The sequence below is a fragment of the Acinetobacter sp. S-1 genome (assembly GCF_059579785.1).
Genome location: NZ_CM184207.1, coordinates 2746027 through 2761003 on the forward strand (window position 1 = coordinate 2746027; position 14977 = coordinate 2761003).

At 38.0% G+C, this 14977-nt stretch carries 13 protein-coding genes; 7 read left to right on the forward strand and 6 right to left on the reverse strand.

Annotated elements, in window-relative coordinates:
- Positions 1-61 precede the first annotated feature (61 nt).
- Positions 62-739 (reverse strand): monofunctional biosynthetic peptidoglycan transglycosylase, encoded by a 678-nt coding sequence (gene mtgA, locus AC52J8_RS13095; RefSeq protein ID WP_002117784.1) that lies wholly within the window; start codon positions 737-739, stop codon positions 62-64.
- Positions 740-815: 76 nt separating this feature from the next.
- Between mtgA and AC52J8_RS13100 the strand changes: the two genes are divergently transcribed.
- Complete coding sequence (locus tag AC52J8_RS13100; protein WP_086611505.1) at positions 816-1625, forward strand: rhomboid family intramembrane serine protease; 810 nt, start codon at positions 816-818, stop codon at positions 1623-1625.
- Position 1626: 1 nt separating this feature from the next.
- Here AC52J8_RS13100 and AC52J8_RS13105 read toward each other — a convergent pair whose 3' ends face one another.
- On the reverse strand, positions 1627-4086 hold the full coding sequence (locus AC52J8_RS13105; protein WP_086611507.1) for an ABC transporter permease: 2460 nt from the start codon (positions 4084-4086) through the stop codon (positions 1627-1629).
- A 3-nt stretch (positions 4087-4089) separates the two neighbouring features.
- The gene (locus AC52J8_RS13110) at positions 4090-4782 is read right to left on the reverse strand and encodes an ABC transporter ATP-binding protein (RefSeq protein WP_005070633.1); all 693 of its coding nucleotides are present in this window, start codon (positions 4780-4782) and stop codon (positions 4090-4092) included.
- 44 nt (positions 4783-4826) lie between these two features.
- On the opposite strand from AC52J8_RS13110, the gene AC52J8_RS13115 reads away from it, so the two are divergent.
- A complete protein-coding gene (locus AC52J8_RS13115) occupies positions 4827-5450 on the forward strand; it encodes an arylesterase (protein WP_005129345.1) in 624 nt (207 codons plus the stop codon).
- A 35-nt stretch (positions 5451-5485) separates the two neighbouring features.
- Here the strand turns inward: AC52J8_RS13115 and AC52J8_RS13120 are convergent, their stop codons facing one another.
- The gene (locus AC52J8_RS13120; protein ID WP_002117769.1) at positions 5486-6100 is read right to left on the reverse strand and encodes a carbonic anhydrase; all 615 of its coding nucleotides are present in this window, start codon (positions 6098-6100) and stop codon (positions 5486-5488) included.
- Between the two features lie 284 nt (positions 6101-6384).
- On the opposite strand from AC52J8_RS13120, the gene AC52J8_RS13125 reads away from it, so the two are divergent.
- Positions 6385-7410 (forward strand): alpha/beta fold hydrolase, encoded by a 1026-nt coding sequence (locus AC52J8_RS13125; RefSeq protein ID WP_197738937.1) that lies wholly within the window; start codon positions 6385-6387, stop codon positions 7408-7410.
- Between the two features lie 25 nt (positions 7411-7435).
- On the forward strand, positions 7436-8443 hold the full coding sequence (locus AC52J8_RS13130; protein WP_086400166.1) for a hypothetical protein: 1008 nt from the start codon (positions 7436-7438) through the stop codon (positions 8441-8443).
- Positions 8444-8465: 22 nt separating this feature from the next.
- Here AC52J8_RS13130 and AC52J8_RS13135 read toward each other — a convergent pair whose 3' ends face one another.
- Positions 8466-10505 (reverse strand): ligand-gated channel protein, encoded by a 2040-nt coding sequence (locus tag AC52J8_RS13135; RefSeq protein ID WP_086400167.1) that lies wholly within the window; start codon positions 10503-10505, stop codon positions 8466-8468.
- A gap of 165 nt (positions 10506-10670) precedes the next feature.
- Positions 10671-11309: a Fe-S biogenesis protein NfuA gene (gene nfuA / locus AC52J8_RS13140; RefSeq protein WP_002117617.1), complete on the reverse strand. Its 639-nt coding sequence runs from the start codon at positions 11307-11309 to the stop codon at positions 10671-10673.
- A gap of 158 nt (positions 11310-11467) precedes the next feature.
- Here nfuA and AC52J8_RS13145 point away from each other — a divergent pair, with 158 nt between their 5' ends.
- From AC52J8_RS13145 to AC52J8_RS13155, 3 genes are all read left to right on the forward strand, one after another.
- On the forward strand, positions 11468-12085 hold the full coding sequence (locus AC52J8_RS13145; protein WP_002117778.1) for a rhomboid family intramembrane serine protease: 618 nt from the start codon (positions 11468-11470) through the stop codon (positions 12083-12085).
- Positions 12086-12254: 169 nt separating this feature from the next.
- Positions 12255-13931, forward strand: coding sequence for an arylsulfatase (locus AC52J8_RS13150; RefSeq protein WP_496538797.1), 1677 nt, complete (start codon positions 12255-12257; stop codon positions 13929-13931).
- The gene (locus AC52J8_RS13155; RefSeq protein ID WP_198912072.1) at positions 13928-14932 is read left to right on the forward strand and encodes a formylglycine-generating enzyme family protein; all 1005 of its coding nucleotides are present in this window, start codon (positions 13928-13930) and stop codon (positions 14930-14932) included. Before AC52J8_RS13150 ends, AC52J8_RS13155 begins: the two co-directional genes overlap by 4 nt.
- Positions 14933-14977 lie beyond the last annotated feature (45 nt).

Here is a 14977-nt window from a genome sequence, read left to right on the forward strand (position 1 = left end):
ATGCTGCAAAAATATGACAATTTGGTAAAAACTAAAAAATTTACACATCTTTAAAACATCATTATTCAGGAATCTGGGTACTATTCATATAACGTAGGATAACGCGTTTTCTATATTGTAGTTTACGATCGTTGCGGTGATCTTGATAATATTTCGGATCAGGCAATAATGCGGCTAAAAAAGCAGCTTGTTCGCGCGTTAAGCTTCTCGCACTTTTACCATAATAATATTGCGCGGCTGCTTCTACACCATATCGATTTTTGCCAAATTCAACAGAGTTCATATATACCTCAAGAATTCGGCGTTTTGACCACATCCGCTCCATCATCCAAGTTGCGATAGTTTCTTGGCCTTTACGAATAAACGAACGCTTATTGTATAAAAACAAGTTCTTTGCCAATTGTTGAGACACCGTAGAACCACCAGCAACTACTTCGCCTTCTTCATTATTCCGCTCTAGTGCAAAACGAATGCCATCCCAGTCAAAACCATGGTGATGAATAAATTTTGCATCTTCCCCAGCTAAAATCGCATGTTTGAAATTGTCGCTAATATCATCATAGTCAAGCCATTCATGAATGATCGGCTCTGAGGTATCTGACCAATAATCAATTCGCATAAACATGGTGGTATCAACTTCATGTGTACGCCACCAAACTAAACTTGAGAAAATCCAAAGCTGAATAAGGAGAATTGCCCCAATAAAAATTAACAACACGCGAACAATAAAAGCTTTCATGTTCGTCCTGATCTCCTGTATTCAACTTTTTTCATGTTAAGCTGTTAAGCATGTTCATATATAACAAAAGCATAGCATGACTCAATATCAGCCTCCGCACATTAATCGTAAACTCAATGTACAAACTTGGTGGCTGACCGCCTTATTGATCTTGATTAACGTAGGTTTGTTTGTTTGGCAAATTTCAACTGGTGTCGATATTAGCGACCCAGCCATGAAAGATGCTATTCATTGGGGTGCAGATTTTACACCACTTACTTTTACTGGGCAGCCCGAACGCTTATTTACCAGCATGTTTTTTCATTTTGGTCTTGTTCACCTCATGCTTAACATGTGGGCCCTTTATATTTTTGGTAATGTTGCAGAGTCTCTATTTGGTCGCTTCTATTTTATAGGCATGTATTTACTTGCTGGCTTATTTGGTAGCCTTCTCAGTAGCTATATGACTATTCAAAATGGGCATGAATTACTGCAAAATTTTGATCAGAGCTTACTTCCGCATGTCAGTGCAGGCGCTTCGGGTGCCGTGATGGGATTAGGTGCTGCGTTAACAGTACTTTCTCTATTTCCCCCGCTGCCGCATCAAGCCTACATACTCGATAAAAAAGCTTTATTAATGGTTATGGCCATCAACCTTATTTTTGGTTTTGTCGCAACTGGTATTAATAATGCCGCGCATATTGGCGGCATGATTATTGGAGCATTTCTTGCACTGATGTGGTACTTAAGCTATGTCAGCAAGTTAAAAACTATACTTAAAATTTTAGGTTTATTAGGAGCAGTAATCATTACAGGTGGTTTTTATATGTACTGTGTACAAATCAACTCACCGTTACTTCCACTATGGCATGAAATCATCATCCAGAACCCTGACATTATTCCTTAAACTACAATTGGTTTAATTCTCTTAAACTCTGTAAAGGCGGTAAATTACAGAGATAATCTAGTCGATAACGACCAATCAAGGCACAAACCAGCATCATGCCAAGAGGTAAAATCAGCCATATTTCAATATGCCACTGTATTGCCATATTCATTTTATAGCTCGCGATCGCACTAATCACTTCTGCAAAACAGCAGGCAACTATGCCTGCTAACAGACCTAAAAACCCAATCTCAAAACTGAGCATTTGCTTCATTTTATTTTTAGATAAACCAAATGAACGTAACAAAGCAACTTCACGGCGTCGCTCATCCATTAATAAATTTAGACAAGCAATTAAAACGAGTATTCCAGAAAAACCAACTAATGCCGCTAGAACAGTTACTATTTTGACTAGAACATTCATTAAGCGTTTTACTTCATCTAAAATCCGGTCAACATCAATAAATACGGTATTTGAGAACTGCTGAATAATATTGATCATTTTAGATTGATCTTGCTTAGGCACATAGAAACTACCTAAATAACTTCCAGCATTTTCATCTAAAGTTTTAGGGGAAAAAATAAAGAAAAAGTTAGGGCTAAAGCTTTCCCACTCGACACTCCGGAAATTTACCACTTTGGCCTGTAAGTTGCCTTCGGGCAAACTAAAAGTAAGCTTATCTCCAATTTGGATTCCTAAACTTTCGGCAGTTTTACTTTCGACTGAAACTTGCCCAATGCCATTAAACTGGGCTTGACCATTTGTAATTGCGTTGTCATTCGGTAATTGATTTGATTGTGTTAAATTCAATTCACGGCGCAAAGAGTTATTTTGTTTTATGGCTTCTTCCGAAAAAGGTACATCATTCTTTGCTACTAGTCGGCCACGAATATTTGGATATAACGGCGTGCTTTGCCAGCCATTCTGCTTTAATTGTTGCTCAAATGCTTTTAAATCAAATGGAGGTAATCCATAAACAAATTGATTCGGTGTCCCTTCTGGAAGTTGTTGCTGCCAACGCTCTAATAAATCTGTTCTTAATACACTGAGTACCGTAATGAGGCTTAAGCCTAAAGCCAATGCGGTAATTTGTAAGGCGCTTTGTGATGGCGAACGAATATAAAAAGACAATCGATTTTTCAGCTTTTTTAAGCTACGAAGCAATAGCCAAACAACGGTGTAAAGCAAAATACAAAGAACAATAATTGCCGCTAAAACCAGAATGCTGAGTATTAAGTTTTCACTCAACACCAAACTAAAAACAACTAGGCTAGTGATTCCTGCAAAAAACATGAAGAATAAAGATTTGCGAGATTTGGCTTGCTCCCGAATAACACGAATTGGAGGTGTATTTAAAAGCTCCCAAATGCTTGGCAAAATAAAACCAAGCAGCACAATCACGCTGGTAAAAATCGCAATTGGTAAAGGCCCGATTAAAAGAGGTACAACCGAAAAACTTAACTCTAATTGAGGGATCAATTGCAGCATAAGTTGCAGCAGACCAAACCCCATGATTAAACCTAATAGGCTTCCTAGCACAATTGAAATCGCACTGACAATACAAAGCAATCCAATATATGCCCACAAGATTTGGAACTTACTGGCGCCTAAGCATCTAATAAGTGCAATGTGATCTTGGTTTTGTTGAACATATCTTTGACTCGTTAAAGCGATGGCAATACCACACAATAAAATCGTTAAAATATTGGCCAATTGCAAAAAGGTATCTAAATTTTCAAGCGGACGTAATAACCTACTGTTCGATTCACTTGCATCACGTAAACGCAAGCCAGCCGCTTCATCTACATCTTTAGAAGGTTGATGCTGTTGCTTAAATTGCTTTGAAAATGACTGAACCTGTTCAGGGCTACCTGCCATTAATAAACGATAGTCAATTCTGCTGCCTGTCTGAATCGCATGAGTCTTAGCAATATCGGCTTGATGAATAATAACGGTTGGCGAAAAGCCTGAAAAACCAAGTTCCTGATTTGAATCACGCACAATCACGCCACTAAAACGGAAGGTACCATCAGCAATAGAAACAGTATCTCCTAGCTTTACTTTAAGTAAATCGGCTGCTCTTTGACTTAGCCAAACTTCCCCAGATTGAATCGCTTTAGCGCTTGGTTCAATTTCCAACTGTCCTCTGAGTGGAAATAAAGGCTCAATTGCCTTTACATTCACCATGACAAACTGATCTTGGGTATGTGCCATCGAGCTAAATATAGCGACATTAGTTTGCTTTAAACCAAGCTGCTCAGCTTTCTTTTTCCACTGCTGTTCGATAGGCTCGTTATTCGACAGAACTAAATCAGCACCTAGCATTTGTGAAGCTTGCAGACTTACTGCATTTTTAACTTGATCGTTACTAAATTTCAGGGCAGTGGTTGCACTAATCGCAAGCGATAGAGCAATAATGAGTAGATATAATCCACCCGTACGAAAACTCTGTAGCAAAAGTGGTTTGAGAAGATTACGCATAGTTTAACCACCCTGTACTGTCTTTAGTCGGCCATCATCTAACTCAACATGACGCTGACAAAGGGATGCTAAATTACGATCATGGGTGACTAAAATCAGAGTCGTACCTAACTCTCGATTTAAATCAAAGAGCAAGCTTTCAATTTCTTGTGCTGTCTGACCATCTAGGTTTCCAGTCGGTTCATCCGCAAAAATAATTTGTGGTTCTGCAATAAGAGCTCGTGCAATGGCTACACGCTGCTGCTCGCCACCAGATAAGACTTTAGGCGTTTGTTCAACTTGACGACTCAGCCCTACTCGATGCAACCAATCTAAAGCTTTTTTCTCAGCTGTTTTATAATCAAAGTCTTTACGTAATCGTAAAGGTAACATCACATTTTCAAGCGCACTCAACTGAGGTAGAAGTTGAAAAGACTGAAATACAAAACCAATATGCTGCATTCTTATTTGGGCACGTTGTTCCTCTGTTAACTGATGAACAGCTTGACCACACAACCAGACTTCTCCTTCAGACGGTTGATCTAAAGTCGCCAAAATTCCTAGTAAGGTTGATTTACCTGAGCCGGAACGTCCCGTAATTGCTACCTGTTCCCCTTCAAAAATCTCTAAATCAATATCTTTTAAAATCGTAAACTGATTTTGGTTAATCTGAATAGTTTGTGTAACTTGATGGGCAGCAATGATGGGTTGTGGCATGATGTGAAAAGTCCTATGTATTCAGAATCAGGGTCGAAGTACAAATGTCTAAATCTTTTTTGATTGGTTCTAAAAGCATCATGCTCATCTCATTAAGTATGCTGCCTATGCTTGTATCGGCGAAAACTATTTTAATTTTAGGAGATAGTATTAGTGCCGGTTACGGAATTGATCCCAAACAAGGTTGGGTACAATTACTGCAAAAACGCTTAGACCAACAGTATCCCAAACAACACAAAGTGGTCAATGCAAGTGTTAGTGGAGAAACAACAAGCGGCGCTTTAGCCCGATTACCTAAGTTATTACAGACCTATAAGCCGAATGTGGTCGTGATTGAATTAGGTGGAAATGACGGCTTGCGTGGGCAACCACCTCAAATGATTCAAAAAAATCTGGATCAGCTCATTCAATTAAGCCAGAAACAAAAAGCCAAAGTTATTCTTTTTGGCATGAAGATTCCGCCAAATTATGGGGCTGCGTATAGCAAAGCTTTTGAAAATAATTATAAAGTTGTAAGTCAAAAATATCAGGTGAAACTACTACCGTTTTTTCTAGATGGTGTTGCTGGTCAAAAACAGCTTATGCAAAATGATTTAATTCATCCCAATGCTCAAGCGCAGTCAAAACTACTTAATTTAGCTTACCCATATATAAAAGGTGCCCTATAGGCACCTTTTATATTTAAGTATTCTTTTTAATATGATCAGAAATCAAAAAAAGTAACTTCACCAGTTTCGAGTGAATATTCTGCACCAACAACAATTAATTCACCTTTTGCAATCAGACTCTCTAACACCGCTGAACCATGGCGTAATTGATTTACAGAAGCAAAAACGTTTGAACGTACCGCATGACATGAAAGTTTCTTCAAATCATTTTTTAAATCAGTCTGCATTAAAATTTCAACTGATGGACGAACGCGGTTCACAATCGACATTAGGTTAGATGATGGCGGGTGATCAGGATTCATTAACGTATCAATTGTTGCTTGAATCGCACCACAATGGCTGTGTCCTAATACAACTACAACTGGGCAGTCATAACGCTCTGCTGCGAACTCAACACTACCGACTTGTGAAGGTGCAACCACATTACCAGCTACACGGATTACGAATAAGTCACCAAGACCTTGGTCAAATACCATCTCTGCTGGAACACGAGAATCTGAGCAGCCAAGTACAATTGCAAACGGATTTTGATCCTTTGCCATTTCAGCGCGTTCTTGATGAGATAAGGTTTTTGCAAGGGAAGTATTTCCATTTACAAATCGTTGATTACCGGCTTTCAGACGATCTAAAACTTCTTGCGCAGTAGGCATTTTATATTTCCATTGTTTTTTCAAGGTTGGAAATCATTTTAATGTGTCAAAATTTGAATGTCACTGACAAAAAATAAATCCTTTTCTATGAAAAAATTTAAAAATACTTAACCTGTTTTAATGTAGAGCTCACTGCATATTCGCTACTGTTTAGTGAAAAAATAGACATACTTTGGTTCTCGGATTGACTATAATTTTCTTCATTCTAAACATTTGGCAAATGACTCATTGGCAAAGTTTTTCAATAATTTTTCAAACTCGCTTAAGCTTCAAGGATGAAATCTATGACAAGGCTGTCCACATCAATTATAGCCTCTATGAAAAAAACTGCTACCGCCCTGACTTTGGCTTGTAGCGTATTGTCAGTGATGAGTATTTCTCAAACACAGGCAGCTGATAATATTGATGTGATATTCCAGAATGTATTACAGCAAGAACGTAGCTGGGCAGGCCTACAAAGCAAAAGCTTAAAAGTCGGTGATGTGACTTGGTCATATAGCGAAGGCGGCTCTACAACAAAACCGACTTTACTCCTTATTCATGGTTTAGCGGGTAGCCGTGATAACTGGAACCGAGTTGCGCGTTATCTCACAGCAAATTACCACGTTATTATTCCGGACTTGCCGGGTAGTGGTGAAACTATCGTTTCCCAAGACTTCGATTATTCGGTACCAAATCTTGCTGAAAAATTACGTCGCTTTGTTGAGGCTGCAAATTTAAAAGGTCCAATTCATATTGCTGGGCACTCACTCGGCGGATCTATTGCCCTACTCTATGCTGGACAGTATCCATTCGAAACCAAAAGTTTATTTTTAGTAGATAGCGGCGGTATTTTTCGCTCAGCCAATACAATTTATTTAAAAGATCCTGCTTACCTCAAACAACTTTTAGTGTCTAAAAAAGGTGACTTTAACTATTTGTTAAAACAAACCATGTTTAATCCTCCGTTTATTCCTAAAGAATTTCTTCAAGCTCAAGAAAAGTTGATGATTGATCAGGCACCTCAAACACAAAAACTGGTTGATCAATTGATTGCACTTAATAAAGTCTATACACCAGACTCCTTTGCGGTACTTACCAAAACGATTGATGCACCGACGCTCATTCTATGGGGCAAACAAGATAAGATTATTAATGTCGAAGTAGCAAGTGAACTAAAACGACTTTTAAAGAATGCTCAGCCTCCAGTTATTTTAGAAAATGTAGGTCATATGCCAATATTGGAAGCTGAACAGTTGGTTATGCAACAATATCTACCGTTTTTACTTAAAGTAGAAACAAATCAGTCGTCAAAAACGACCACACCTTAATAAAACTTCGGACTTGTGAGACCTTATGTCTACCCAACCACTTATTGAAAAACTTATTGAAGCTCATCTAGATTTTTTAGATGAGCAATTTGCTCAGACTCAGGTGATCCAGCAAGAGTTTGAGCAATTTTATCATTGGTTGGGGAGTCGGCAATTACAACATCTGTGGACTTTTGAACAAATTCAAAAGCTTATTCAAAAGCAGATTTTAGATACGCCTGCTTCTGATTTCCTGATTGAACAAATTGCTGAGCATATTCGCTTTGCATTGATTCATCCTGCAAATGAAACCGCAACTGTTGAAGATGTTATTCCTGTTTTAACGATTGACCGAATTGCACAATACGTTGCAAATAAAGAAGAGCACCGTAAAAAACTGATTAAAACGATTGTGAATAATCCTGCTTTTTCGGCCCTGCTCACGCAACTGATTCAGCAAACAATGCATGATTATTTAGATGAATCAATGTCAAAGCGTGTACCAGGTGTAGGTCGTTTTATGAAAATGGGGAAATCTGTCTTAGAAACAGTAACCGATTCTAATCTGGACGATACGATTAATCATTATTTGCAAAAGAATATTCTAAAACTCAGCCAAATGAGTGAGCGTGTTTTAAACCAACATTTTGACAATGATAAGCTCTACCATTTTCAGGCAAATGTTTGGCATAAAGTTAAAACTATGCCACTTTCTGTTTTAAAAAATTATATAGAAACTCAAGATTTATCAAAAACGGTGGGTTTAGGGCATGAAATCTGGGACCACATTCGCCAAACTGATTATTTAAAACAACAAGTACATGATGGTATTTATACTTGGTATGCACGTAATCAAGAGCGTAGTTTTGACTTGCTACTTCGTGACCTCAATATCGATGAAAGCTTAGTGCAACATGAGCTGACGACGTTACTTGTGCCTGTATTACAGCAGTTAATTACAACAGGATATTTAAGACGCCGTGCCCGTGTTTACCTAGAAAAATTTTATTATTCTGAAAAAACATTAGATATTTTAAATAACAAAGGCGCTTAGAGCGCCTTTGTTATTTAACCACTTAGAATTTATAAATGATACCTAAATTATAACGGCGACCATCTAAAACATAATTATAAGTTGCTACGTCAATATCTTTATCAAATAAGTTGTAAATACCAGCCGCAACTTGGATTTTGTCAGTTGGTTTATAGTTCATACCAACATCAACTAGTCCATAAGCAGGCTTCCCTTCAGCCATTGACGTACGGCTTAAATATTCAGAAGTTTTGCTACGGAAATTCAAACGGCTCCACATATTGACTAAGTCATTAACTTGCCAATCTAAAGTGGTATTAAACATATGTTCCGGCATCTCATTTAAAGGCTGACCCTTAAATTGACCACTTTTTTGCTCTGTATCTGTATAGGTATAATTGGCATTTAGCTTTAAGTCAGGTGAAATGAGCCAACCAAACGTCGCTTCAACTCCTCTCATATTGGCTTTATCCACATTTGTGCGTTGACTGACAAAATCAAATTTTGTACCTAACCAATCACAATTATAAGTACCTGCATCTCCTGAACAGGTTCTAACTTCTGTAATTTTATCTTTAAATTCGCTATTAAAAATCGTTAAGCCAGCATTCAAGTTATCTAAATTATCCCAAGAGAATGAGAGCTCATAGTTTGTACTTTTTTCAGGTTTTAAATCCGGATTACCAACAATTACACCTGCCGAACGTCCTCCACCCGTAGCTTGCCCCCATTCTGCTACAGTCGCTCTTAATGCAGGTGTTTTATAGCCTGTTGATACACCGCCTTTAATAATCCAGTTATCATTCAAGGTCCATACCCCGTATAGTTTAGGACTGAAATGATCTCCAAATTTTTCGTCCTGATCCATCCGTAATGACATTGTTAAAGTGAAAGGATCAATAATATTCCATGCATCTTCTGCAAATAATGCCCAGCTATAACGATCTAAATTAGAAACAGGTTGTGATCCACCCACTTTTAACTGGTTACCTAAATCATCTAATTCTTCTTTTAGATAACTTCCGCCCACGCTAAGCGCATGATTTGCAAGTGTGATCTGGTTAATCGTGTTAAATGTAGTATTTACAGCTTCCATATTTCTAGACGGGTTCTTATTTTCTTCGCGCTGAATATAAGAATGGGTCTTTACAGGACCAATGTCCCCACGGTGCGTTAAACTATATTCTGTACGGTAATAGTCTGTTAATGAATCTACTGGTGGGTTCCGACCAGTTTGAATAGGTGAAACTGTTTTACCTATTGTGGCATTACGATTTTGGATAGAACGCTGGTATTCAAGCTCGATGGTATGTTGATCATTAGGAATTAAGCTTAAAGTAGCCCCTCCCGCCCGAATTTTTTGTTTGTTATAACCACCAATAATTTCATCTTCATCTCTTTGTGAAAATGTGCCATTGGCTTTTAAACCAAGTAAATTCTTAATTAAAGGTCCCGACACATAAGTATTGGCTTGGTAAAGATTTCCAGATTTATTATTTTCTTGAATTGTTGTATCTAACTTAACAGAACTGTTCCAAACATCTGCAACTTTTTTAGTAATGATATTAATCACACCACCCATCGCATCCGAACCATATAGACCCGACATTGGACCACGAATAACCTCAATACGTTCGATACTTTCGATTCCCGGTAACCAACCTTGCTCAATACCTGAATTATCACTATTTGGTCGCACAGAACGTGTATTTACTTTTTTACCATCAACCATAATAACGGTATATGCACTTCCCATCCCACGAATACTGATATCAGATGAGCTTCCACCACCTGTAACAACTACACCAGGGACATCTTTAAGTGCATCAGTTACATCACGATATGCTTTTTTATTAATTTCATCTTGAGTTAAAACCGAAATCGAAGCTGCTGCTTTTTTTATATTTTGTTCAAAACCACTTGCTGTTACGACAATTTTTTCAAGTTGAGTAACTTCGCTTTCTTTTTCATTTTTTATGGAAGAATCAACTAAAATATTTTCACTTTCAGCGGCATAAGCCGCAGGAAACATTACTGTAAGTACCGAAATTGATAATACAGATTGGAAAATACTCTTCGTCATACCCTACTCCAACATATTAAATTATGAATAAATATTAAGTTTTACTTAAACAAATGTAACAAATTTAAATAAAAAAATAAATAATATTGATAATTATTTTCAATTGAGAAGCCATAAAAAAACCTCATTGCGAGGCTTTTTTATTTCACTTTTCAAATAATTTAATTATTTGAAGTAAGCACCTTCAGCTTGTGTATGGTCTGTTTGGTCAACCACACGTTGAAGCTCAGGAATGTTCTCTCTTAAAGTAGTTTCTACACCTTGTTTCAAGGTAACATCAATTGCAGAACAACCTTGGCAACCACCACCAAATTTCAATACAGCAGTTAAACCGTGTTCTGGGTCATCTTGTACTTCTACCAAGCTACAATTTCCGCCATGCCCTGCAAGACCTGGGTTAATTTCTGCCTGAAGAATGTAAGTAATACGTTCTTCAATCGAAGCATCTGGACCAACACGTGGAACTTTAGAATTTGGAGCACGGAAAGTGAGCTGACCACCAAAACGGTCTTTGTTGTAATCAATTACGGCATCTAAAAGATAAGGAATAGATGGCGCATCAATATACGCAGGAAAATCAGGATAGTCCTGCTTATAATCCGTTGGGATCACTTCTTCTGGCGCACTATATGCCATACAGCATTCTGCACGTGGCGTACCTGGATGCTCAACAAAAATTCGAACGCCAATTCCCGGAGTATTTTGCTTCGTTAGTAAATCGTGCAAATACTCTTGTGCAGATGGTGTAATCAAAAGGTTTGGAATTTCTTCTGCAACAGCAGTGTTGGTGTTCTCAGTCGACATAACAATATTCCTCAAGCTGATGCCTTTATATTAACCGAAGATGAGGTGGATTTAAAAAAAATCAACTAAATTTGTCGGATTTATACACAACAGGGTTTCAAGTTAAGTTTTTAATGGCATTATTGAGCTCAGTATTGATCATTTTTTAAATATTTCTTATGTTGCATTTGCCGTTTAACCATACAGTTACTCTTATTATTATTACGGTCATTATCTCTTTACTTGCTTTTAGCAATCAAAATGTAATGAACCGATTGATTTTTTGGCCGCCTGCAATGCAACGTGGACAAATTGATCGATTCATTACTCATGGCTTTATCCATGCCGACGGAACACATTTACTGTTCAACATGATTACCCTGTTTTTCTTTGGCAGTATCATTGAAAGTTTTTACCGCCAATATTTCTATGACATGGGTTTTGTGTTGTTCTATTTAGGTGGCTTAATCTTTGCGATTTTGCCAAGCTATTTACAACATAAAAATGATGCGAATTGGGCCAGCCTAGGTGCTTCAGGTGCTGTTTCAGCGGTTTTATTTGCTTATATTCTGTTTCAGCCATGGAAGCTGATTTTTGTATTCTTCATTCCTGTACCCGCTATTATTTTTGCTATTTTATATGTGGCGTACAGTATTTGGGCTGGTAAACGTGGTAATAGTCATATTAACCATAGTGCTCATTTATGGGGTGCAGCTTACGGGATCATCGTAACCATTTTACTTGAACCTAAAGTTATTCCACATTTCTTAGACCAGCTTACTCGTCTTCCTTTCTAAACGATATAAATCAAAGAAAAGCCTCTTGGGGCTTTTCTTTTTTTCTGATTTATTTATCTGCATAAATTCTCAGTCTTTTTTCTGATTTTCTTTGATCAATTCGTTGTTTTGTTTGCAAAAACCATCTGATTAAACTCATGCCAATTCTTTTAATAATTCAGATGATACAATGAAGTACAGAGCAATTTTATCTAGCCTTTCTATTGCCTTATTTAGCTTATCTCTGGCTGGATGTAATGACAACGATAATCAAGAAAATGTCGTAAGCACGCCTAAGCAACCCAATATCTTATTTATTATGGCTGATGACTTAGGCTATTCAGATTTAGGGGCTTTTGGTGGCGAAATTCATACCCCTAATATTGATAGTCTGGCTCAAGAAGGTCGACTTTTAACGGATTATCATACTGCCCCGACCTGTTCGCCAACACGCTCTCAACTTATTTCCGGTACTGATCATCATTTAGCTGGTATTGGGGCAATGGCGGAACTCACCCCAGAGCATTTGAAGGGACAACCAGGTTATGAAGGCTATTTAAACGAACGTTCTTTATCGATTGCCCAAGTACTTAAAGACAATGGTTACCGCACGTATATTAGTGGTAAATGGCATTTAGGCTTAACCCCTGAAAGCAATGCACATGCTAAGGGTTTTGATCATTCATTTACCTTATTACAAGGTTTAGACCATCATTTTAAACAAGCTCTAAGTGCCTTTAAACGAAATTCAACTTATACAGAAGATGGGCAAATTATTCCAATTTCGGCATTGCCTGATGACTTTTTCTCTACCAACTATTTTACCGACAAATTACTCAGCTACTTAGATTCAGGCAAAAATAGTGGCAAACCGTTCTTTGCTTATGCTGCCTATACGGCGCCTCACTGGCCAATTCAAGCCCCAGCCGAATATCGTGAAAAATATCGCGGAGTTTATGATGTAGGTTACGATGCAATTCGTAATGCCCGCATTTCTAGACAAAAACAGCTTGGAATTATTCCTGCAAACTTTGATGCAGCAGAACCAATTGCGACTCAAAATGCTCCACAAAAATATGGGAAATGGGATGAGTTAACAGCCGAACAAAAGGCACTAGAAGCTCGTAAGATGGAAATCTATGCGGGTATGGTAGAAAATCTTGATGCCAATGTCGGCCGCATTATTCAATATCTCAAACAAAATAATCTTTATGACAATACTTTAATTTTCTTTGTTTCAGACAATGGCGCAGAAGGTTTTGTACGTGGCGGATATGGCAGTGAATCTGGTTTTGATAACTCAGTAGCCAATGTTGGTACACCTACTTCATATCACTATATTGGGCCACGTTGGGCCGAAGTCAGTGCGGCACCTTTCCACTTATGGAAAGATACGGCGGGCGAAGGCGCAACGACTGCCCCTGCTATTGTGAAATTACCAAATCAGAAAAAAGCGGAAGAGACAAATCATAGCTTTGCATCTGTACTCGATGTTTTCCCTACCTTACTAGAATATGCTCATATTCCAGTACCACAAGGTCAATACAATGGCCGGGCCATTAATACGCCATCTGGAATTTCATGGAAACCTTTGCTTGAAAACAAAACCGATACTATTCGCCCTGCAAATTTTAGCTTTGCCGATGAGCTGCATGGCAGCAAATATGCAAAACAAGGTGAATGGAAAATCGCACTTCAAGGGCGGCCTGAATTAGGCACAGGGACTTGGGAGCTATACAACATTAAATTAGATCGCGGTGAAAGACAAAACGTTGCTCAGCTTTATCCTGCAAAAGTTCAAGAACTCTTATCGGTCTATCAAAAATATACTGAAAAAAATGGTGTGCAGGAATATAACGCCAAATGAAATTGAAGCCATTTTTAGTTACCACAATCAGCCTGTCTATTATGACAGGCTGTAGCGAATCTTCAAAATTTTCTGAATCTAGGTCTTCGACGCAACAGCAAACATCTTTAGCTGATTTAGGGTCTATTGAAAAGTGTCAAAACTATAGTGGTCTGCCTCAGGGTTGGCTCAAACAGCCTACAGCAGGAATGGTTTTAATTGCCGATGGAAATTTTAACTTTGGTTCTGAAAAGGCCTATCCTGATGAACTTAATTTTGGAAAAAAGCAGCGCGAAGTCAAAGGATTTTGGATTGACCAAACTGAAGTTACGGTCGCTAAATTTGCAAGTTTTGTAAAAGCAACTGGCTATATTACAGATGCCGAAAAACAAAAACAGGCTGCTGTTTTTTCTCCTGATCCTGATCATCCACAGCAATGGTGGCAACTAAAATCAGGATATACATGGAAAACTCCAAATGGCAGTAATGGTCCCTTAGCCAATCCTAATGAGCCTGTAAGGTATGTGAGTAAAAATGATGCTGAACATTATGCAGTGTGGCTCGGACATGATTTACCAACAGAACTCGAATGGGAATATGCGGCTAAAGCCAATTCAAAAACTGATACTCCTTTACATCAGGCTCCTACTGATGAACATCAACATCCGCAAGCCAATTACTGGCAAGGCGAATTCCCTTTTCAAAACCTGAATCAAGATCACTTTAAAGGTGTTGCACCCGTTGGATGTTTTACGGCAAATAATTTCAAACTATTTGATATGATTGGAAATGTATGGGAATGGACATCTTCTCCTTATCAAGGTGCTCATGACCAGCATATGGGAAATTATTCTGATTTACGACAACAAGAAATCACCAGCACTCAATATGTAATTAAAGGTGGATCTTTTCTTTGTGCACAAAATTATTGTTCACGTTATCGTAGTAGTAGCCGTTATCCACAAGATTTTGATTTAGCTGCAACACATGTTGGATTTCGGACTATTTTACGGTCTCCTTAATTTCTTCTTAATTCGACTGATTAAAGATATTTTTTAACCAAAATT